The sequence below is a fragment of the Streptomyces sp. NEAU-174 genome (genome assembly GCF_052665095.1).
In genome coordinates, this window is the sequence record NZ_JBQTCE010000003.1 from 372007 (window position 1) to 391178 (window position 19172).

20 protein-coding genes are annotated in these 19172 nt (G+C 71.0%); 5 read left to right on the top strand and 15 right to left on the bottom strand.

Annotated features, from left to right (window positions below; genetic code table 11):
* Positions 1–425: 425 nt before the first annotated feature.
* The 4 genes from ACT2CW_RS10995 to ACT2CW_RS11010 all read right to left on the bottom strand — a co-directional run bounded on the left by ACT2CW_RS10995 (position 426) and on the right by ACT2CW_RS11010 (position 5450).
* Positions 426–3173 (bottom strand): ATP-binding protein, encoded by a 2748-nt coding sequence (locus ACT2CW_RS10995; RefSeq protein ID WP_445516424.1) that lies wholly within the window; start codon positions 3171–3173, stop codon positions 426–428.
* A 211-nt stretch (positions 3174–3384) separates the two neighbouring features.
* Positions 3385–3708 carry an STAS domain-containing protein gene (locus ACT2CW_RS11000; RefSeq protein WP_014054940.1) on the bottom strand — a complete coding sequence of 108 codons (324 nt, stop codon included), beginning with the start codon at positions 3706–3708 and terminating at the stop codon, positions 3385–3387.
* A 155-nt stretch (positions 3709–3863) separates the two neighbouring features.
* Positions 3864–4712 carry a 3-hydroxyacyl-CoA dehydrogenase family protein gene (locus ACT2CW_RS11005; RefSeq protein ID WP_414081101.1) on the bottom strand — a complete coding sequence of 283 codons (849 nt, stop codon included), beginning with the start codon at positions 4710–4712 and terminating at the stop codon, positions 3864–3866.
* A 96-nt stretch (positions 4713–4808) separates the two neighbouring features.
* A complete protein-coding gene (locus ACT2CW_RS11010; protein WP_037951014.1) occupies positions 4809–5450 on the bottom strand; it encodes a TetR/AcrR family transcriptional regulator in 642 nt (213 codons plus the stop codon).
* Between the two features lie 80 nt (positions 5451–5530).
* On the opposite strand from ACT2CW_RS11010, the gene ACT2CW_RS11015 reads away from it, so the two are divergent.
* The 3 genes from ACT2CW_RS11015 to ACT2CW_RS11025 are packed head-to-tail and all read left to right on the top strand — an operon-like array spanning position 5531 to position 7702.
* Positions 5531–6313 (top strand): ABC transporter ATP-binding protein, encoded by a 783-nt coding sequence (locus ACT2CW_RS11015; RefSeq protein ID WP_445516425.1) that lies wholly within the window; start codon positions 5531–5533, stop codon positions 6311–6313.
* Positions 6314–6350: 37 nt separating this feature from the next.
* The gene (locus ACT2CW_RS11020; RefSeq protein WP_445516426.1) at positions 6351–7106 is read left to right on the top strand and encodes an ABC transporter permease; all 756 of its coding nucleotides are present in this window, start codon (positions 6351–6353) and stop codon (positions 7104–7106) included.
* A gap of 23 nt (positions 7107–7129) precedes the next feature.
* Positions 7130–7702 carry a cob(I)yrinic acid a,c-diamide adenosyltransferase gene (locus tag ACT2CW_RS11025; protein ID WP_164428071.1) on the top strand — a complete coding sequence of 191 codons (573 nt, stop codon included), beginning with the start codon at positions 7130–7132 and terminating at the stop codon, positions 7700–7702.
* A gap of 97 nt (positions 7703–7799) precedes the next feature.
* On the opposite strand, the gene ACT2CW_RS11030 is transcribed toward ACT2CW_RS11025, so the two are convergent.
* The gene (locus ACT2CW_RS11030) at positions 7800–8351 is read right to left on the bottom strand and encodes a hypothetical protein (protein WP_445516666.1); all 552 of its coding nucleotides are present in this window, start codon (positions 8349–8351) and stop codon (positions 7800–7802) included.
* A 171-nt stretch (positions 8352–8522) separates the two neighbouring features.
* On the opposite strand from ACT2CW_RS11030, the gene ACT2CW_RS11035 reads away from it, so the two are divergent.
* A complete protein-coding gene (locus ACT2CW_RS11035) occupies positions 8523–9752 on the top strand; it encodes a sensor histidine kinase (protein ID WP_445516427.1) in 1230 nt (409 codons plus the stop codon).
* A gap of 25 nt (positions 9753–9777) precedes the next feature.
* Positions 9778–10467, top strand: coding sequence for a response regulator (locus ACT2CW_RS11040; protein WP_445516428.1), 690 nt, complete (start codon positions 9778–9780; stop codon positions 10465–10467).
* A gap of 82 nt (positions 10468–10549) precedes the next feature.
* On the opposite strand, the gene ACT2CW_RS11045 is transcribed toward ACT2CW_RS11040, so the two are convergent.
* The 10 genes from ACT2CW_RS11045 to ACT2CW_RS11090 all read right to left on the bottom strand — a co-directional run bounded on the left by ACT2CW_RS11045 (position 10550) and on the right by ACT2CW_RS11090 (position 18901).
* Positions 10550–10999: a DUF2550 domain-containing protein gene (locus tag ACT2CW_RS11045; protein ID WP_164428075.1), complete on the bottom strand. Its 450-nt coding sequence runs from the start codon at positions 10997–10999 to the stop codon at positions 10550–10552.
* Between the two features lie 120 nt (positions 11000–11119).
* A complete protein-coding gene (locus ACT2CW_RS11050; RefSeq protein WP_037951023.1) occupies positions 11120–11497 on the bottom strand; it encodes a F0F1 ATP synthase subunit epsilon in 378 nt (125 codons plus the stop codon).
* A 111-nt stretch (positions 11498–11608) separates the two neighbouring features.
* Positions 11609–13054, bottom strand: a complete 1446-nt coding sequence (gene atpD, locus ACT2CW_RS11055) for a F0F1 ATP synthase subunit beta (RefSeq protein WP_445516429.1) — start codon at positions 13052–13054, stop codon at positions 11609–11611.
* Between the two features lie 4 nt (positions 13055–13058).
* Complete coding sequence (locus ACT2CW_RS11060; RefSeq protein WP_182472048.1) at positions 13059–13973, bottom strand: F0F1 ATP synthase subunit gamma; 915 nt, start codon at positions 13971–13973, stop codon at positions 13059–13061.
* Between the two features lie 2 nt (positions 13974–13975).
* Entirely contained in the window at positions 13976–15547 is a 1572-nt protein-coding gene (atpA, locus tag ACT2CW_RS11065) for a F0F1 ATP synthase subunit alpha (RefSeq protein WP_164428082.1), read from the bottom strand.
* Between the two features lie 90 nt (positions 15548–15637).
* Positions 15638–16453, bottom strand: a complete 816-nt coding sequence (locus ACT2CW_RS11070; protein WP_164428084.1) for a F0F1 ATP synthase subunit delta — start codon at positions 16451–16453, stop codon at positions 15638–15640.
* Entirely contained in the window at positions 16450–17013 is a 564-nt protein-coding gene (locus ACT2CW_RS11075) for a F0F1 ATP synthase subunit B (RefSeq protein ID WP_037951034.1), read from the bottom strand. The genes ACT2CW_RS11070 and ACT2CW_RS11075 overlap by 4 nt, the downstream gene beginning before the upstream one ends.
* A gap of 38 nt (positions 17014–17051) precedes the next feature.
* Entirely contained in the window at positions 17052–17294 is a 243-nt protein-coding gene (atpE, locus tag ACT2CW_RS11080) for an ATP synthase F0 subunit C (RefSeq protein WP_037951036.1), read from the bottom strand.
* 77 nt (positions 17295–17371) lie between these two features.
* A complete protein-coding gene (atpB, locus tag ACT2CW_RS11085) occupies positions 17372–18181 on the bottom strand; it encodes a F0F1 ATP synthase subunit A (RefSeq protein WP_256652444.1) in 810 nt (269 codons plus the stop codon).
* Between the two features lie 264 nt (positions 18182–18445).
* On the bottom strand, positions 18446–18901 hold the full coding sequence (locus tag ACT2CW_RS11090) for a hypothetical protein (RefSeq protein WP_445516430.1): 456 nt from the start codon (positions 18899–18901) through the stop codon (positions 18446–18448).
* Positions 18902–19172: the final 271 nt, after the last annotated feature.

Here is a 19172-nt window from a genome sequence, read left to right on the forward strand (position 1 = left end):
CCTGGACCCCCGGGGGCCCGGGGCTCGGGGGGCCCGGGGCTCGGGGAGCCCGGGGCTCGGCGGCCGGAAGCCCGCCCGGGAGTCCGGGGGTCCGGCGGCGCAGGGGTTCGGGTCGCTGGGGGAGCCCCGCTGCGCGACCGAGGCGCATGCCGACGCTCTTCCCTGCCTGTCGCTTCCCGGTGCCAGGGGCTTCGCCCCTCGGCCCCGGGGAGCGGCGGGGCGGTGTGGTGGGTGACTGGGGGTCGCCTGCGCGCTTTTGGCTCGTCTGGGCGGGGGCTGGGGCGGGGCCCCAGTTGGGGGGAGGGGCGGGGAGGGGGACAGGCCGCCGCAGGCGTCCGGACACCCCTGAGCCGACCAGATCGCGCCACGCGCGCGGGGCGCCCCCTGGCGCGATCCGGCGCCCTCCGCACCGCTTTCCCGGGCGGCTACGCGACCGGGGTGGCCGTGTCCGGCGCCGGGTGGGTCGTGGGGGCGCTCGCGGTGGTGGAGGTGTCGCCGGTGGGGGTCGTGGTCGGGGGCGACGTCGTGGGCGTCGGCTTGGTGGGCTCGCCGGTCGGCGTCGTCGGCCTGCCCGTCGGCGGCTTGGTCGTCGGCCCCGGGTCGGAGGTCGTGGGGTGCGAGGACGGCGAGGAGGGCGGCTCCTCGGTGTCCGAGGGCGAGCCGCTCGTGGACGACGGGCCGCTGGTCGCCGTGGAACCGCTGGGCGAGCCGCTGCCGCTCGGCGCGGTCGGGGACGTGGACGCCTTCGGCACCCCGCTGAGGCCCGGCTGGGGGGCCTGGCTGGTGCCGCTCGTGGGCTCGTCGGCGGTCAGCCCCTTGTCGTCGTCCCGCTGACTGGCCGAACGGTCCGGCTTTACCTTGTCGGCCGGGTGGTCGGAGTCGTTGCCCAGGGTGCCCAGGGTCACCACGGTGCCGAGCACGGCCACCAGCAGCACACCCGCGGCCGCCGCGACCACATTGCGCCGGCCACCGTGCGTCATCAGCCGCCGCAGACCGCCCGGCTTGCCGCCCGAGGGCCCGGCGGGCGCGGAGGCGGCGGTAAGGGCCGTGGGGGTGGCGGGGGCCGCCACCGAGGTCCGGGAGGCGGACGGGACCACCGCGGTCACCGCCGTCGTCGCCGCCGTCGTCGCCGCAGCGGTCGCCGCGGTCGCCGCCGTGCCGCCCATGGCGGCCATCGGCGTCGTCGTCGCCACCTTCGGCGTGACGATCGTGGTCTCGGTGTCGTCCGGCGCTCCGCCCGCCGCCGGGGGCGCCGCGTCGTCCTTACGGTTCCCACCGCTCGTCCCGAACGCCCCGGCCATCGCCGAGCCGGGCGAGCGGTCGGCGACCAGCGCCAGCGCGCGCCGCCCCGCGACCGTGCCCCGCTTGTCCGCGAGCACGCCCCGCAGGCCGATGGACGCCTCGAGCTCGGCGCGGGCCCGGTCCAGATGGCCCGTGCACAGCGCGAGGACGCCCAACTCGTGGTGGAAGTACGCCTCGTCCGCGACCTGACCCGCGAGCCGCGCGGCCTCCTGGCCGTGCCGCACCGCGCGCTCCCAGGCGCCCCAGTGCAGCGCCGCGGCGAGCGCGGGCGCGGCGGCGCGGGCCAGGAGCACGGCGGCGTCGGCGTGGCCCGCCTCGCGGCTGCCGATGAGCGCGGTCATCGCCGCGAGGATCGCGTCGGCCTCGGCCGCGACGCGCTCGGGGGCCACCGAGGGGTGACCGGCCCACCAGGCGTAGTGCTGGGCGACGGTGTGCGCGCGCCCGGCGTCCTCGTCGGCGTAGCCCGCCTCCGCGAGCTGGGCGGTGACGCGCGCCGCCAGCCGGTAGTGCGCTCCGGCCGGGGTGACGAGACCGCAGCCGAGCAGCTCGCCGAGGGCCGCGTCCGCGTGGGTGTCCGCGGACAGCGCGCGCAGATGCACCTGGTCCGGGCATTCACCGCCGAGCGCGACCGCGAACCGCAGCGCGTCGCGGGCCGCCCCGCTCAGCCGGGCGGCGAGCAGCGCGGCGGGGGACGCCGCCTCGGCGATCGACGGCAGCGGGGCCCCGGCCTCCGGCGCGGAGGAGGCGTCGTCGCGCTGAGCGTCGGGCTGGGCGCCGCGCTGGGCATCCCGCTGCCGCAGCAGCGCGCCCGCCTGGACGAAGCGCAGCGGCAGCCCCTCGGACTCGAACCACAGGTCCGCGGCCCAGCTCGCCTCGTCCTCGTCCAGGGGCCGTCGTGCGGCCCGCTCGAGCAGCTCGAGTCCGGCCGTACGGCTGAGCCCGGAGAGGAAGACCTCCTCCAGGTGGGAGTCGGGGGACGGCGCCGGGACATCGGGGGTGGCGGAGATCAGGAACGCGCATTCGGGGGTCGCGTCGAGGAACTCGTCCAGCGCGGCGCCGCCGAACTCGATGTCGTCCAGGACGACGACCGCGCCGATCTCCTGGACCGCCGCCAGCAGCTCCGCGCGGTCCGGCCGGTAGAGCGGGGCGCTGAGGACGGCGGCGTAGAGGTCGTGGAGGAGGTCGGTGGGGGTGCGGTGGTAGCCGGAGAGGCGTACGACACCGTCGGGCGCGAGCCGCTCGCAGTCGGAGGCCACGGCCTCCAGCAGGGTGCTGCGCCCGGCGCCGGAGGGCCCGGTGACCCGCACCGAGCGGCCGCGGGCGAGCAGCCGGGCGAGCCGCTCCCGCTCCTCGTCGCGCTCCAGCACCGGCAGTTCGGGCACGACGGTCCCGGACGGGCGGGGCGCGGCGGCGGCGCGGCGCAGCTCGGCCCGCTCATCGAGGCCGTGACGCTCGGGCCGGGCGGGCCGCTCACCGGGCGGGCAGGGTTCTATCTCGCTGCCGTCGACGGGGTTGACCGTGAGCAGATGGTCACCGGCGACGATGCGCGCGGTGCGGGCCGGGGACGCGGAAGCGGGCGCGGAGGAGGGAGAGGAAGCGGAAGAGGCGGAAGAGACGGAGGAGGGCAGGGAGGCGGACGCGCCGGGCAGCGGGGCGCCCAGCGCGGGCGTCGGCACGTCCCCTATCGGCCCTGTCGGTCCCGTCGGCCCTATCGGTCCCGTCGGCCCCGCCGGACGCCGCAACGAGCCGTCGCCCGAGCCGTCACCCGGGCCCTCGCCCGGGCCGTCCGCCGCACGCGACGCACCGGAAGCGGCACCCGGCGCGGTCTCGTCGTGGCCGTGCTCCTGCGATCCGCGGTTCTTCGGGTCCACTGTCCTTGCCCCCCAGATGCGTGGCGTGCTGTAAGGCTCCCCGGCCTGCCTTCGCTTCTGGTCCGGTGCCGCCGTAGGGAATGTGTCCGGCGCTCACCGGACCCCGGGCCGTATCAGACGGCCTGGACCTGCTCACAGTATCCACCGCGCCGGAGGTGGCCCACGCCACCCCGGGTAACCCACCGGCCCCGGGGCAGGCGGTCCCCGCCGCTCAGACGCGCGGCAGGGACTCCGCCTCCAGTCCGCCTTCGATCGCGAGGATGCGGTGCAGCCGGGTGGCCACCAGCAACCGCTGCATCTGGGGCGGCACCCCGCGCAGCACCAGCCGTCTGCCCACCCGGCCGGCCCTGCGGTGCGCACCCATGATCACCCCGAGCCCGGTGGCGTCCCAGGAGTCCAGTTCGGTCAGGTCGAGGACGAGATCTCCGCCGCCCGCGTCGACGGCGGTGTGCAGGGCCGTACGGGCGTCCGCCGCGCTCCGGACGTCCAGTCGGCCCCCGACGACCAGCTCGGCGTGGTCGCCCCTGATGTGCATATGCGCTCCCCAATACGGTGCGTCGTGTCGTCAATGCGCCATTTCTGTCTACAGAACTGACTGCCTCTCACACGAGGAAGTTGCCGTCTGTAAGCGAACCGATACCGAATTCACCCAGGAGGGTGAGTTCCGGGCCTGGCGCCGCACCAAGGCCCTCAGTAGCGGTAGAAGCCCTCGCCGCTCTTCCGGCCGATGTCCCCCGCATCGACCATCCGGCGCATGATCTCCGGCGGTGCGAACTTCTCGTCCTGCGACTCGGTGTAGATGTTGTCGGTGGCGTGCAGCAGAATGTCCACGCCGGTGAGGTCGGCCGTCGCGAGGGGTCCCATCGCATGGCCGAAGCCCAGCTTGCAGGCGGTGTCGATGTCCTCGGCCGTGGCGACCCCCGACTCGTACAGCTTCGCCGCCTCCACCACGAGGGCGGAGATCAGCCGGGTGGTGACGAATCCCGCGACATCGCGGTTGACGACGATACAGGTCTTGCCGACGCCCTCCGCGAACTCCCGTGCGGCGGCCAGGGTTTCATCGCTCGTCTTGTGCCCGCGCACCAGCTCGCACAGCTGCATCATCGGCACCGGCGAGAAGAAGTGGGTGCCGACGACCCGCTCCGGGCGGCGGGTGGCCGCGGCGATCTTGGTGATCGGGATGGCCGAGGTGTTCGAGGCCAGGATCGTGTCGTCCTTGACCAGTTCATCGAGGGTCCGGAAGATCTCCCGCTTGACCTCGACCTTCTCGAAGACCGCCTCCACCACGACATCCGCGTCGGCGGCGGCGTCGAGGTCGGTCGTGGTGGTGATCCGGCCCAGCGCCCGCTCGGCCTCCTCCGCCGCCAGCTTGCCCTTGGCGACGAACTTGTCGTACGAGGCCCGGATGGTGTCCGTGCCGCGCCGCAGCGCCTCGTCGGTCACATCGCGCAGCACCACGTCCCAGCCGGCCTGGGCCGAGACCTGCGCGATACCGGACCCCATGAGTCCGGCTCCGATGACCGCGAGCTTCTTGGCCACGACACACTCCTTCTGATTCCGTCCGACTTGGTCACAATCCGATGTGCCGGACCTTAACGCCCGTTCACCCCCGCGGGCAGCCCCTCGTAACGCGCGTCACGGTGTGTTCTTCGCCGCATAGTTGAGGACCGTGTCGCTCAGGAGCGACTCCATGACGTCGACATTACGGAGGGCGTCCTCGGCGACCGCGTCCACACCGCCGCCCTCCGCGAGCCCGCGGATGATCGAGCGCAGCACCGCGTTCTGCAACCCGACGAGCTGGTGGGCGATGAACTCGGGCCTGGGGTCCCCGGGGTCGGCGGCGGCCTCCTCGCGCAGGGTGACCCCGAGTTGGTGGACCGCCTTGCCCTGGATCGCGAAGAGCCTGGCCATCAGCGTCGGGGACTCCACGATGACCTGCCGGAACCGGTCGTAGCCCTCGCTCAGCCCGACATAGGCGTGCCGTTCGCGGATGTCCTGGCGCAGCTGGTCCATCAGCGCCCGCGCCGCGGACTGTCCGGGCGCGCGGTCCCGTACGAGCCGGGAGGGGCGGTCGACGACCTCGTCCTCGCGGTCGACGAAGAGGTCCTCCTTGGTCGGGAAGTAGTTGTAGACCGTGTTGACGGAGACCTCGGCCGCCTCGGCGATCTCCGCGATCGTGACCGCCTCGAAGCCGCGCGCCATGAACAGCCCGGTCGCGACGTCCGAGATGTGCTGTCTGGTCTGCCGCTTCTTCCGTTCCCTGAGCCCTTCCGCCATGGCCTCATCCTAGCTTCGCTGGGGCTCATTGATTTTTGGGGTGATTGCAAAATTGGTGGGTCTCTGTTTTTCTGGGTCCCATGGCAGTCATCACGACGAACGGCCTCACCCACACCTTCCGGACCAGGCGCGGCCCCGTGGCGGCCGTGCGCGGTATCGACCTGACCGTCGAGCGCGGTGAGATCCTCGGCTTCCTCGGACCCAACGGAGCGGGCAAGACCACCACGCTGCGCATGCTCACCACGCTGCTCCCGCCCACCGGCGGCAGCGCCACCGTCGCCGGGCACGACCTCGCCCGCGATCCGGCCGGGGTGCGCCGGCGGATCGGCTATGTGGCCCAGTCCGGCGGGGTCGATCCGACCGTCTCGGTACGGGAGGAGTTGGTCACCCAGGGGCGGCTCTACCGGATGGGCAAGGCCGAGGCGGCCGCCCGCGCCGGGGAGCTGGCCCGGGAGCTGGGCCTGGCCGAGCTGCTGGACCGCCCCTGCGCCGCGCTCTCCGGCGGCCAGCGGCGGCGGCTGGACATCGCCCTCGGCCTGGTCCACCGGCCCGAGATCCTCTTCCTGGACGAGCCGACCACCGGGCTCGACCCCGGCAGCCGCGCCGACCTCTGGCAGCTGATCCGCGGGCTGCGAGCCGAGCACGGCATGACGGTCTTCCTGACCACCCACTACCTGGACGAGGCGGAGGCGCTGTCCGACCGGCTGGTCATCGTCGACCAGGGGCTGGTGGCCGCCGAGGGGACGGCGGAGCGGCTCAAGGCCGAGCACGGCGGCGCACCGGACGCCACCCTCCAGGACGCCTTCATCGCCATCACCGGGCGCGGCACCGCGCCCCGGAACCCCACCCCGCTCGCCGTCTGACCAGGACACCCGCCCCCGAGCCCCGGAAGAAGGCCCGATGCCTCATCTCGTCTCCGACACGGCCCTGATATTCGGCCGCTACGCCCGCCAGACGCTGCGCTCCAAACCCGCCCTGATCTTCGGGATGGTCCAGCCGCTGCTCTTCCTCGTCTTCTTCGGCCCGCTGCTCACCGATCTGCCGCTCGGCGGCCCGGCCGGCTCCTGGCAGACCGTCGTCCCCGGCATCCTCGTCCAACTCGGCCTGTTCAGCGCCTCGTTCACCGGCATCGGGCTGATCCTCGAGCGCCGTACGGGGGTCGTCGAACGGATGCGGGTCACCCCGGTCAGCCGACTGGCGCTGCTGATGGGCCGGGTGCTCAAGGACGTCGTACTGCTGCTGACGCAGTCCCTGGTGCTGGTGTGCGTCGCCGTGGCGCTCGGGCTGCGCGCCCCGGTGCCGGGCGTGGCGATCGGCTTCGTCTTCGTCGGCGTGCTGACCATCTCGCTCGCCTCGCTCTCCTACGCGCTGGCGATGCGGGTGGCCTCGCCGCAGGGGTTCGCGCCGGTCATCAACTCCGTCACCATGCCCGCGATGCTGCTGTCCGGGATCCTGCTGCCGATGTCGCTCGGGCCCCGCTGGCTCGACATCGCCTCGCACTTCGTGCCGTTCCGCTATCTCGTGGACGGGGTGCGGGCCGCCTTCGCCGGGGAGTACGGGGACGGGAAGATCGCGCTGGCCGCGCTGGTCGCCACCGCGCTCGCGGCGGTGGCCGTCACCCTCGGGGCGCGGCTCTTCCAGCAGGCCGGGGCGTAGGACCGCCGCGTAGGCTCGGAGCCATGGTCAATCTCACCCGTATCTATACGCGTACCGGCGACACGGGCTCCACCGCCCTCGGCGATATGAGCCGCACCGCCAAGACCGATTCGCGGATCGGCGCGTACGCCGACGCCAACGAGGCGAACGCCGCGATCGGGGTGGCCATCGCACTGGGCCAACTGCCCGCCGAGATCGTCAAGGTGCTGGTCCGCGTCCAGAACGACCTGTTCGACGTGGGCGCGGACCTGTGCACCCCGGTGGTGGCGGACCCCGCCCATCCACCGCTGCGGGTGGAACAGGGCTACATCGACAAGCTGGAGGCGGACTGCGACCGCTTCCTTGAGGGGCTGGAGAAGCTGCGCAGCTTCATCCTCCCGGGCGGCGCCCCGGGCGCGGCGCTGCTGCACCAGGCGTGCACGGTGGTGCGCCGCGCCGAGCGCTCCACCTGGGCGGCGCTCACCGAGCACGGGGACTCGATGAACGCGCTCACCGCCACCTATCTCAACCGGCTCTCGGATCTGCTGTTCATCCTGGCCCGCTCGGCCAACAAGGAGGTCGGCGACGTCCTGTGGGTCCCGGGCGAGAACCGCTGAAAAACCACGGGCCCCGCCGGCCCGGTCGCGCGTGGCAGCGCGGCGCCGGGGCCGACGGGGCGGGGCGGGGCTCGTCGTCGTCTGCCCGTTACGGGGGTTAGCGGGCAGACGACGCGGAGCGCTCCCGCTTGGGAAAGAGCGTGTAGCTGAGGGCGATGGCCACGTTGATGCCCATCAGGAACAGCATGTTCCGCTGCCAGTCGCGCAGCGAGCCGATCTCACCGTCGTCGCCGACGTACCAGATCCCGCCCTGGAGCAGGGCGAGGGCGATGACCGCGGCCAGCACCCAGCGCCCGGCGGTCTTCCACTCGTGCAGCGTGCGCGCCGCACCGTACTTCGCGGGCTTGACCGGCGGCGGCCCGCCGAAGAAGCGGTGCGCCACCCGGGCGTCGACCCATTTGACCGTCGAATGGCCGAGCGCGGCCGAGTAGCCGATGTAGACGGCGGCGAGACCGTGCTTCCAGTCCGGTTCCGCGCCGTTCCGCAGGTCGATCACGGTCGTCACAAACAGCACCACCTCCAGCACCGGTTCGCACAGGAGCACCACGGTGCTCGCCTTCGGCATCTTCGCCACGTAGCGCAGCAGAATGCCGATGCCCAGCAGCACCCAGAAGCCGACCTCACAGGCGATGATCAGCGCGACAACCACGATGTTTCCTCTCTCGCTCTGCCCTTGGTCCCAAGCCTCCCCGTCGATGGGGCCGCGCGCGTCGTCGGCGGCGATGAATCCCGACTGCATCCTTCGATGTACGCGGCCGGGCGGCGGGCCCGGCCCCAAGGGGGAGGTCCGACCGGCGCGCCACATGGTGTGATGGGTGCCATGCCGTCCCCTCCCCACCTCCCACGCCCACACCGGCATGACGTCCTCATAGGCCTGAGCGGACTGCTCGGCGGGGCCCTGATGTGGGCGGTGGGGGTGCACAACAACCAGTCGTTCTTCCACGCGCCCCGCTGGCTGGGGATGATCGCGCTGGTCGTGATCGCCGCGTGCGAGCTGCTGCGGCGCTCGAGGCCCCTCATCGGCCTGGGCGTGGGGACCGCGGCGCTCTCCCTGGACATCCTCAGCGGCGGGCTGGCCGTGACGTTCCTGATGTACACGGACCTGGTGTACTCGGCCGTCATGTACTCCGGCCCGACCGCCGCCCGGCGGATCCCCCGGATCTGCTGGCTCCTCACGGGCCTGGCCACCGTGGTGCCGCTGGCCATCTACAACGACCCCCTGGCGCTGCTGGTCGGCACGTTCGTCGCGCTGCTCACCCTCACCCCGGCGTGGACCGGGTCGGTGGTCCGCAACCACCGCGAGGAGGCCGCGGCCGCCCGGGTGGAGGCCGAACGGGTCGCGCTGCTGGCCGAGTTGGACCGGCGGGAGGCGGTGGCCTCGGAGCGCTCCCGGATGGCGCGCGAACTCCACGACATGGTGGCCAACCACCTCTCGGCCATCGCCATCCACTCCAGCGCCGCGCTCTCCCTGAAGGACCCCGCCGCGACCGACGAGGCGCTCGGCGTCATCCGGGAGAACAGCGTGCGCGGCCTGGCCGAGATGCGCCGGCTGATCGGGCTGTTGCGGGACCCCGGGGAGAGCTCGGAACCGGCCGCCACCTCCACGCTCGACGCGCTCGACACCCTGCTGGAGCAGGCCCGCACCAACGCCCGCCCCGGCGGCCAGGACATCGTCCTGAGCGACGAGCGGCCGGCCGGCGCCGCCCCGCTGCCCGCCCCGGTCGAGCTCGCCGCGTACCGCATCGTCCAGGAGTCGCTCACCAACGCCCTCAAGCACGCCGCGCCCGGCCGGGTGGACGTGACGCTGGCGCACCGCGCGGACGGCCCGCTCGAGGTCAGCGTCATCAGCCCGTACGGCGACCGCGAAGGCCCCCGGGCGCCCGGCTCCGGCACCGGGCTGATCGGGATGCGCGAGCGGGTGTCCCTGCTCGGCGGCACGCTCGACGCCGGTCCGGTCTCCGGGCCCGAGGGCATGGTGTGGCGGGTGCGGGCCGCGCTGCCGCTGGACGACGAGAGTGCGCAGAGCCTGAGCGCGCAGAGTGTGCCATGACCCTTCGAGACGACCAGGAGCCGCCGTGACCCCGCCCGCCCCGCCCGCCCGTCCCGCGTCCAAGCCGATCCGGGTGCTGGTCGCCGAGGACCAGGGCTCGGTCCGCTCCGGGCTGGTGCTGATCCTGCGGTCCGCCCCCGATGTGGAGGTGGTCGGCGAGGCGGTGGACGGCCTCCAGGCGGTGGAGATGGCCCGGGCGCTGCGCCCCGACGTGGTGCTCATGGACGTCCAGATGCCCCGGCTCGACGGGGTGTCCGCCACCCGCCAGGTGGTCGCCGAGCAGCTGGCCGATGTGCTGGTGCTGACCACCTTCGACCTGGACGAGTACGTCTTCGGGGCGCTGCGCGCGGGCGCCGCCGGGTTCCTGCTCAAGGACAGCGAGGCGGCCGATCTGATCGAGGCGGTCCGTACGGTGGGGCGCGGCGAGGGCATGATCGCCACCGCGGTCACCCGCCGTCTGATCGCGGAGTTCGCCCGGCCTCAGGCCGCCCCCTCCCCCACCGCGCCCAGCCCCGAGGTGCTCGCCACGCTCACCCCGCGGGAGCGGGAGGTGCTGGCCTGTCTGGGGCAGGGGCTGTCGAACGCGCAGATCGCGGAGCGACTCACGATGGCGGAGGCGACGGTGAAGACGCATGTCAGCCGACTGCTGAACAAGCTGGAGCTGCGCAGCAGGGTCCAGGCCGCGGTACTGGCCCAGGAACTGGGCGTGCGCTAAGCGCGCCAAGGGGCGCGGGGAACTGCGCGACCAGCCACGACGGCGCCGCAGTCGGCCGACGACGACACCTCCAGCGGACCCCTCAGGCCACGTTGACCCGCTGGCCAGGGGGCGCGGCCTCCAGCCAGGCCAGAAAGCCGGTCAGGGCGTCATCGCTCATGGCCAGCTCCAGCCGGGTGCCGCCATGCCGGCAGGCGAGCACCACCGCGTCGGAGAGCAGCGCCAGCTCCTCCTCGCCCTTGGGGGTGCGCCGCTCCAGCACCTCGATCGAGGCGCGCTCCAGGATTCGCCGGGGCCTCGGCGCGTAGGAGAAGACCCGGAACCACTCGACGCGGTCACCGTTGTAGCGGGCGACGCCGTACACCCAGCCCTTGCCGCTGGGCTCGGATTCGCCGGACGGTGGATCCCAGCGCAGTGAACAGTCGAAGGTTCCGCCGGACCGCTGGATCAGCCGCCGCCGGAGACCGAAGACGAAGAGTCCCACCACCACCAGCGCGACGACCACGCCGCCCACAAGCAGAGCGAGGACCATCTTCACCGACCTCCTCGCGTCATCCGGAAAAACCGCACCTGCATCGCCTCAGCCGCGGACCGCTGAAGGGGAGCTCCAGCGAGGTCCGCGGCTGAGGTTTTCCGACCGTACGTGACAGGCTCAGTGCGCTCCCGCCACCGCGCGCAGCCGGACGTCGGCGCGCCGCTCGGCGGCGGCGTCCGCCTCCGACTTGGCACGCTCCAGCGCCCGCTCCGCGCGCTTCACATCGATCTCGTCGGACAGCTCCGCGACTTCGGCCAGCAGTGAGAGCTTGTCGTCCGAAAACGAGATGAACCCACCGTGCACCGCGGCCACGACCGTTCCGCCGTCGACCGAACGGATGGTCACCGGGCCGGACTCCAGCACACCGAGCAGCGGCTGGTGGCCGGGCATGACGCCGATGTCACCCGATGTGGTGCGCGCGATGACCAAGGTGGCCGCACCGGACCAGACACTACGGTCCGCCGCGACCATCTCGACGTGCAGCTCAGCAGCCAACGTGGCTCCTCGGGTCTCTCCCCGCCGGGTCGGGCGGGGCTTTCGTCAAAGAATAACGGGCGTACGGAGAGGGGTGGGACCGGGCCCACCCCTCTCGCGGAGCTACCGGGCTCAGGAGACGCCCAGCTCCTTGGCCTTGGCCTTGAGGTCGTCCAGGCCACCGCACATGAAGAACGCCTGCTCGGGGAAGTGGTCGAACTCACCGTCGGCGATCGCGTTGAACGCGGCGATGGACTCGTCCAGCGGCACGTCCGATCCGTCGAGACCGGTGAACTGCTTCGCCGCGTGGGTGTTCTGCGACAGGAAGCGCTCGATACGGCGGGCGCGGAAGACGGTGAGCTTGTCCTCCTCGCCGAGCTCGTCGATGCCCAGGATGTTGATGATGTCCTGGAGGTCCTTGTACTTCTGGAGGATCGCGATGACCCGCGCGGCGCAGTCGTAGTGGTCCTGCGAGATGTAGCGCGGGTCCAGGATCCGGGACGTCGAGTCCAGCGGGTCCACCGCCGGGTAGATGCCCTTCTCCGAGATCGGCCGGGAGAGCACCGTGGTCGCGTCGAGGTGCGCGAAGGTGGTCGCCGGGGCCGGGTCGGTCAGGTCGTCCGCGGGGACGTAGATCGCCTGCATCGAGGTGATCGAGTGACCGCGGGTCGAGGTGATGCGCTCCTGGAGGATGCCCATCTCGTCGGCCAGGTTCGGCTGGTAGCCCACCGCGGAGGGCATCCGGCCGAGCAGGGTCGAGACCTCGGAACCGGCCTGGGTGAAGCGGAAGATGTTGTCGATGAAGAACAGCACGTCCTGCTTCTGCACATCGCGGAAGTACTCCGCCATGGTCAGACCGGCCAGGGCGACGCGCAGACGGGTGCCCGGGGGCTCGTCCATCTGGCCGAAGACCAGCGCGGTCTGCGGGAGCACGCCGGACTCGGCCATCTCCTCGATCAGGTCGTTGCCCTCACGGGTGCGCTCGCCGACACCGGCGAACACGGAAACGCCCTCGTGCAGCTTGGCCACACGCATGATCATTTCCTGGATGAGCACGGTCTTGCCGACGCCCGCGCCGCCGAACAGACCGATCTTGCCGCCCTTGACGTACGGGGTCAGCAGGTCGACGACCTTCAGACCGGTCTCGAACATCTCGGTCTTGGACTCGAGCTGGTCGAACGCCGGGGCCTTGCGGTGGATGGACCAGCGCTCGGTGACCTCGGACTCGGCCTCGGGCTCGTTGAGGATCTTGCCCAGGGTGTTGAACACCCGGCCCTTGGTGACATCGCCGACCGGCACCGTGATGCCGTCGCCGGTGTCGGTCACCGCGGCCTGGCGGACCAGACCGTCGGTGGGCTCCATGGAGATGGCGCGGACCAGGCCCTCGCCCAGGTGCTGGGCGACCTCGAGGGTGAGGGTCTTCTTCGCACCCTCCAGCGCCGGGTCGGCGACCTCGACGGTCAGCGCGTTGTAGATCTCCGGCATCGCGTCGACGGGGAACTCCACGTCGACGACCGGGCCGATGACCCGCGCGACGCGGCCGGCGGCCACAGCGGTTGGCTCAACAGTGGTGGTCATAGTGTCAGTCACTCCCCGCGGAGGCGTCGGCCAGTGCACTCGCGCCACCGACGATCTCGCTGATTTCCTGGGTGATGTCGGCCTGGCGGGCCGCGTTGGCAAGCCGCGTGAGCGACTTGATGAGCTCTTCGGCGTTGTCGGTCGCCGACTTCATCGCCCGCCGGGTGGCCGCGTGCTTGGAGGCGGCGGCCTGGAGCAGGGCGTTGTAGATACGGGCCTCGACATACCGGGGCAGCAGGGCGTCCAGGACGTCCTCGGACGACGGCTCGAAGTCGAAGAGCGGGAGGATCTCGCCCTTCTTCTCCTGCTCCTCCGCCTTCTCCGCGAGGCTGAGCGGCAGCAGCCGGTCCTGGACCGGGGTCTGCGTCAGCATCGAGACGAACTCGGTGAAGACGATGTGCAGCTCGTCCACGCCGCCCTCGGCCGTCTCCTTGAGGACGGCCTCGATCAGCGGGCCCGCGATCTTCTTGGCGTCCGCGTAGGTGGGGTTGTCGGTGAAGCCACCCCACGACTCCGTGACCTTGCGCTCACGGAAGGCGTAGTACGCCACGCCCTTGCGGCCGACGATGTAGGCGTCGACCTCCTTGCCCTCGCGGGTGAGCCGCTCGGTGAGCTCCTCGGCCGCCTTGATCACGTTGGACGAGTAGCCGCCCGCGAGACCCCGGTCGCTCGTGATGAGCAGGACCGCGGCCCGGGTCGGGTTCTCGCTCTCCGTGGTCAGCGCGTGCTGGGTGGTGGAGCCCTTGGCGACCGCGCCCACCGCCCGGGTGAGCTCGGTGGCGTACGGAGTCGACGCGGCCACCTGGCGCTGCGCCTTGACGACGCGCGAGGCGGCGATCATCTCCATCGCCCTGGTGATCTTCTTGGTCGCGGAGACGGACTTGATCCGCCTCTTGTAGACCCTCAGCTGGGCACCCATACTCAGTCCTCGCCCAGCAGCTTGCCGCCCGAGGTCTCGAACTGCCGCTTGAAGGAGTCCACGGCCTCGCCCAGCGCCTGAATCGTGTCGTCGGACATCTTGCCGCCCTCGACGATGCTGGTCAGCAGCGACTTGTGCTCACGGTGGAGGTAGTCGAGCAGCTCCCGCTCGAAGCGGCGGATGTCCTCGACCGGCACGTCGTCCATCTTGCCGGTGGTGCCGGCCCAGATGGAGACGATCTCGTCCTCGGTGGAGAACGGGGCGTACTGCCCCTGCTTCAGCAGCTCGACCATGCGCGCACCGCGCTCCAGCGACGCCTTGGAGGCCGCGTCCAGGTCCGAGCCGAAGGCGGCGAACGCCTCGAGCTCGCGGTACTGGGCGAGGTCCACCCGGAGGCGGCCGGAGACCTGGCGCATGGCCCGGTGCTGGGCGGAGCCACCGACCCGGGAGACCGAGATACCGACGTTCAGGGCCGGGCGCTGACCGGCGTTGAACAGGTCGGACTCCAGGAAGCACTGGCCGTCGGTGATGGAGATGACGTTGGTCGGAATGAACGCCGACACGTCGTTCGCCTTGGTCTCGACGATCGGCAGACCGGTCATCGAACCGGAGCCCATGTCCTCGGAGAGCTTGGCGCAGCGCTCCAGCAGCCGGGAGTGCAGGTAGAAGACGTCACCCGGGTAGGCCTCACGGCCCGGCGGGCGGCGCAGCAGCAGGGACACCGCGCGGTAGGCGTCGGCCTGCTTGGACAGGTCGTCGAAGACGATCAGGACGTGCTTGCCCTGGTACATCCAGTGCTGGCCGATGGCCGAGCCGGTGTAGGGGGCCAGGTACTTGAAGCCCGCCGGGTCGGACGCCGGGGCGGCGACGATCGTCGTGTACTCCAGGGCGCCGGCCTCCTCCAGCGCGCCGCGCACGGACGCGATGGTGGAGCCCTTCTGGCCGATGGCGACGTAGATGCAGCGGACCTGCTTCTTCGGGTCGCCGGAGCGCCAGTTGTCGCGCTGGTTGATGATCGTGTCGACGCACAGCGCGGTCTTGCCGGTCTGCCGGTCGCCGATGATCAGCTGACGCTGGCCACGGCCGATCGGGGTCATCGCGTCGACGGCCTTGTAGCCGGTCTCCATCGGCTCGTGCACCGACTTGCGCTGCATGACCGTGGGGGCCTGAAGTTCGAGGGCGCGGCGGCCCTCGGTCTCGATCTCGCCGAGGCCGTCGATCGGGGCACCCAGCGGGTCGACCACGCGGCCGAGGTAGCCCTCGCCGACGGCGACCGAGAGGACCTCGCCGGTGCGGTGCACCTGCTGGCCCTCCTCGATGCCGCTGAACTCACCGAGGACGACCGCACCGATCTCGCGCTCCTCGAGGTTGAGGGCGAGGCCGAGGGTGCCGTCCTCGAACTTCAGCAGTTCGTTCGCCATGGTCGAGGGAAGCCCCTCGACCTTCGCGATGCCGTCGCCGGCAACGCTGACCGTCCCGACCTCCTCGCGCGAGGCCGCGTCCGGCTTGTACGCCTGGACAAAGTTCTCCAGTGCGTCCCGGATCTCCTCCGGCCGGATCGTGAGCTCCGCCATCTGGGTTCCCTGCTCTCCTTGTTGGGCCCGAAGTGTTTGACTACGGCCCAACTCGGGCCGCTTACATGCTTGTTGAGTTGGTGGCTTAAGTCAGCCGGCCATCCGCCGGGTCGCCTCTTCGAGGCGGTCCGCGATGGTCCCGTTGATGACCTCGTCGCCGATGCGCACCGAGATCCCGCCGAGGACCTCGGGGTCCACGTCCAGGTTCAGATGCATCTTCCGTCCGTACAGCTTCCCCAGTGCGTCACCGAGCCGCTGCTTCTGCCGGTCGCTGAGCGGCACCGCGGAGGTGACGACCGCGACCGTACGGTCCCGGCGCGCCGCCGCCAGCTTGGACAGCTCGTCGAGACCCGCCTCCAGGCTACGACCCCGCGGATGGGTCACCAGACGGATCACCAGCCGCTCGGTCCGCTGGTCGGCGCGGCCGCCGAGCAGCTCGCCGACCAGGCCGGACTTGGCGGAGACGCTCGCGCGCCGGTCGGTGAGCGCACCGCGCAGCTCGGACGAGGAGGAGACGATCCGGCCGAACCGGAACAGCTCGTCCTCCACATCGTCGAGGGTGCCGGCCCGCTCGGCCGCGACCAGGTCGGCGGCGCTGGCCAGCTCCTCGAGCGAGTCCACCAGGTCGCGCGAGCGCGACCAGCGGGAACGGACCAGGCCGGAGATCAGGTCGATGGTCTCGCCGCCGACCTGTCCGCCCAGCACCCGCGCGGCAAGCTCGGCCTTGGCCTCGCCGGGCTGCGCCGGGTCGGTGAGGACCCGGCGCAGCGAGACCTCGCGGTCGAGCAGCGCGGTGACGGCGGCCAGCTCATCGGCGAGCTTCGTCGCGTCGACGGCGGTGTTGTCCGTCAGGGCGTCGAAGCGCTCGCGCGCGGCTGCCAGTGCCTCCCGGCTCGCTCCGTTCATCGGCCGGCCTCGGCCTTCGAGCCATCGGTCGCCTTCGCCTCGAGCTCGTCGAGGAACCGGTCGATGGTGCGGCTCTGCCGGGCCACGTCCTCGAGCGACTCACCGACGATCCGGCCGGCCAGGTCGGTGGCGAGCCTGCCCACGTCCTGGCGCAGGGTCTGGGCGGCCTGCTTCCGATCGGCCTCGATCTGCGAGTGACCGGCAGCGATGATCTCCTCACGCTGCCGCTGGCCCTCCGCGCGCATCTCGGCGATGAGCGCGGCGCCCTGCTCCTGCGCCTCCTGGCGCAGTCGCGCGGCCTCGTGACGGGCGTCGGCGAGCTGGGCTCGGTAGTCCTCGAGGACCTGCTGGGCTTCGGCCTGAGTGGCCTCGGCCTTCTCCATGCCGCCCTCGATCGCCTCGCGGCGCTCCTCCAGAACCCGGTTGATGTTCGGGAGGAGCTTCTTGGCGAGGAAGATGAAGACGATGGCAAAGGCGATCAGGCCGATGACCAGCTCCGGGATCGGCGGGATGAGGGGGTTCTCACTCTCCTCAGCCGCCACCTGTACCAGGGCGTTCACATCAGTGCCTTCCGTCTGTCGTGGTTAAAGCGGTCCGTTCAGGACTTGAAAAGGAAGCCCATGACGATACCGATCAGCGCGAGCGCCTCACAGAAGGCGAAGCCCATGATCTGGTTGGCGCGGATCAGGCCGGCCGCCTCGGGCTGACGGGCGAGGGCCTGGGTGCCGTTACCGAAGATGATGCCGACGCCGACGCCGGGGCCGATGGCGGCGAGACCGTAACCGATCGAGCCGAGGTTGCCGGTGATGCCGTCGGCGGCGAGGGTCTGGAGAGCGGACATGCCGGTTCTTCCTTTGCGTTTCATGGGCCGGTGGGGGTTGGCCACCGGACGTCTGATGGTCTGGGAGGCAGGTGTGCTCAGTGGTGCTCGGCGAGCGCGCCCTGAACGTAGTTGCAGGCCAAGAGCACGAAGACGTACGCCTGGACAGCCTGGATGAAGAGCTCGAAGGCGGTCAGCAGAATCGTCATCACGAAGGACGCGCCCGCGTAGGCGATCCCGATGCCGTTCAGCAGGTACCAGGAGCCGATGGTGAACATCAGCAGCAGCAGGTGGCCGGCGAACATGTTGGCGAAGAGCCGGACCGCGTGGGTGAAGGGCCGGATGATCACGTTCGAGAAAAACTCGATCACGACGATCATCGGCAGGATCGCGCCGAGCTCCTTGTCGTAGCCGGTGATGTTCTTCCAGCCGCCGACGAAGCCGTGCTTCTTGAAGGTCAGATACATCCAGAGGACGTAGACGATGGCGGCGAGACCGGCCGGGAAGGCGATGATCGACGTCACCGGGAACTGGGCGACCGGGATGATCGACCACAGGTTCATGATCCACACGAAGAAGAACAGCGAGACCATGAGAGGGACGTACTTCTCGCCCTCCTTCTTCCCGAGGGCCTCGTAGACCAGCCCGCGGCGCACGAAGTCGTAACCGGCCTCGCCGACCATCTGGAGCTTGCCGGGGACCACCTTGGCCCGGCCGAAAGCGGCCCAGAAGAACCAGACAATGGCGACGGTGCCCAGCAGCGCGAGCAGCATCGGTTTGTTGAAGTCGAATCCGCCCACCGAGAAGAGCGGCTCGAACTTGAACGAATGGAGTCCGGGTGCCGGGAAGCCGCACCCGTCGAAGATGTGGCAGTTCGTCTCGAAGGCGAGCGTCTGGTCAGAACTCACCGCGAGCTCCTTCAGCGTGGCGCATGGGTACGGCAACCTCGTTGTGTCGGCGCGGCACGCGGCCACGGAACGGCACTGGACTGGTCTTACGAATGTGGGGGCGGCTGATCGGCGCGTGGCCGAGTGGTATGGAGGGCATCAGCTGCATGGGCCGCCGATTCCGTCCCGTGAATTCCGGGGGTTCAGCTACCTGCGCCCGCTGTGCCTCAGATGGCACCGGACGATAGCAGGTGAGCGCACATGCTCTTATCCCGGCCCTACTTCTCACGGCGTGGACCCGGCGGGAGCGGACTTCTTCGCCCCCCCGGGCTTGCGTTCGTCCTCGGCTTCCGGCTCCACATAGAGGATCTTGGCCTTCATATGGGCACGGGTCTGCGCGCCGACCCACACCAGGGTCGCGGCGAGGAGTGCGAGGGCGAAAGCCTTGACGTTGAACAGCGTGGTGTCCTGGAACACCGCGAGCACGACCGCCACCAGCAGGAACTCGGCCATGAAGAGGACCATGCCCATGGCCTGGAAGAGATGGGGCAGGTGCTTCGCCGTGCGCTCCAGCACGATCAGCCCGGAAGCCATCACCACCGCGGCGACGAATGTGCCAAAGCCCGCGCCGATCGCTCCCTTGCCGCCTGCGAGCACAGAACCGACGGCGACGGCGACCACACCGGCGATGGCTGTGGGCACGGCGCAACTCAGGAGCGTTCTGGCGTCGTTGGACTGCATGAAGGGTTTCTCCGGCAAGTGTCGGAAGCAACGATTCGTCGTGGACGAGCGTATCCCCGGGGACAGAGGAGACCTCACGAGGAAGAGCCGTCGCCCTACGGCCCCTCGGTTCTCAGCACCGGGTTTAGTGAACGGTATCACAAACTATTTGATGAGGTCTTTACCCACCGGATGTGCTGCACGTCACACGGGAGAGTTATGGGGTGGGTACCTTGTTGACGCCGCCCTGTGATCTTCAGCGCTCTCGCCGGCCCCTTCGCCGGGGGCGATG

Bases quoted from the DNA above. Each gene is read 5' to 3' on its own strand.
- ACT2CW_RS11000 (WP_014054940.1), bottom strand. From the start codon at position 3,708: ATGCACATCAGGGGCGACCACGCCGAGCTGGTCGTCGGGGGCCGACTG.
- ACT2CW_RS11010 (WP_037951014.1), bottom strand. From the start codon at position 5,450: ATGGCGGAAGGGCTCAGGGAACGGAAGAAGCGGCAGACCAGACAGCAC.
- ACT2CW_RS11015 (WP_445516425.1), top strand. From the start codon at position 5,531: ATGGCAGTCATCACGACGAACGGCCTCACCCACACCTTCCGGACCAGG.
- ACT2CW_RS11020 (WP_445516426.1), top strand. From the start codon at position 6,351: ATGCCTCATCTCGTCTCCGACACGGCCCTGATATTCGGCCGCTACGCC.
- ACT2CW_RS11025 (WP_164428071.1), top strand. From the start codon at position 7,130: ATGGTCAATCTCACCCGTATCTATACGCGTACCGGCGACACGGGCTCC.
- ACT2CW_RS11035 (WP_445516427.1), top strand. From the start codon at position 8,523: ATGCCGTCCCCTCCCCACCTCCCACGCCCACACCGGCATGACGTCCTC.
- ACT2CW_RS11045 (WP_164428075.1), bottom strand. From the start codon at position 10,999: ATGGTCCTCGCTCTGCTTGTGGGCGGCGTGGTCGTCGCGCTGGTGGTG.
- atpD (WP_445516429.1), bottom strand. From the start codon at position 13,054: ATGACCACCACTGTTGAGCCAACCGCTGTGGCCGCCGGCCGCGTCGCG.
- ACT2CW_RS11060 (WP_182472048.1), bottom strand. From the start codon at position 13,973: ATGGGTGCCCAGCTGAGGGTCTACAAGAGGCGGATCAAGTCCGTCTCC.
- atpA (WP_164428082.1), bottom strand. From the start codon at position 15,547: ATGGCGGAGCTCACGATCCGGCCGGAGGAGATCCGGGACGCACTGGAG.
- ACT2CW_RS11070 (WP_164428084.1), bottom strand. From the start codon at position 16,453: ATGAACGGAGCGAGCCGGGAGGCACTGGCAGCCGCGCGCGAGCGCTTC.
- atpE (WP_037951036.1), bottom strand. From the start codon at position 17,294: ATGTCCGCTCTCCAGACCCTCGCCGCCGACGGCATCACCGGCAACCTC.
- ACT2CW_RS11090 (WP_445516430.1), bottom strand. From the start codon at position 18,901: ATGCAGTCCAACGACGCCAGAACGCTCCTGAGTTGCGCCGTGCCCACA.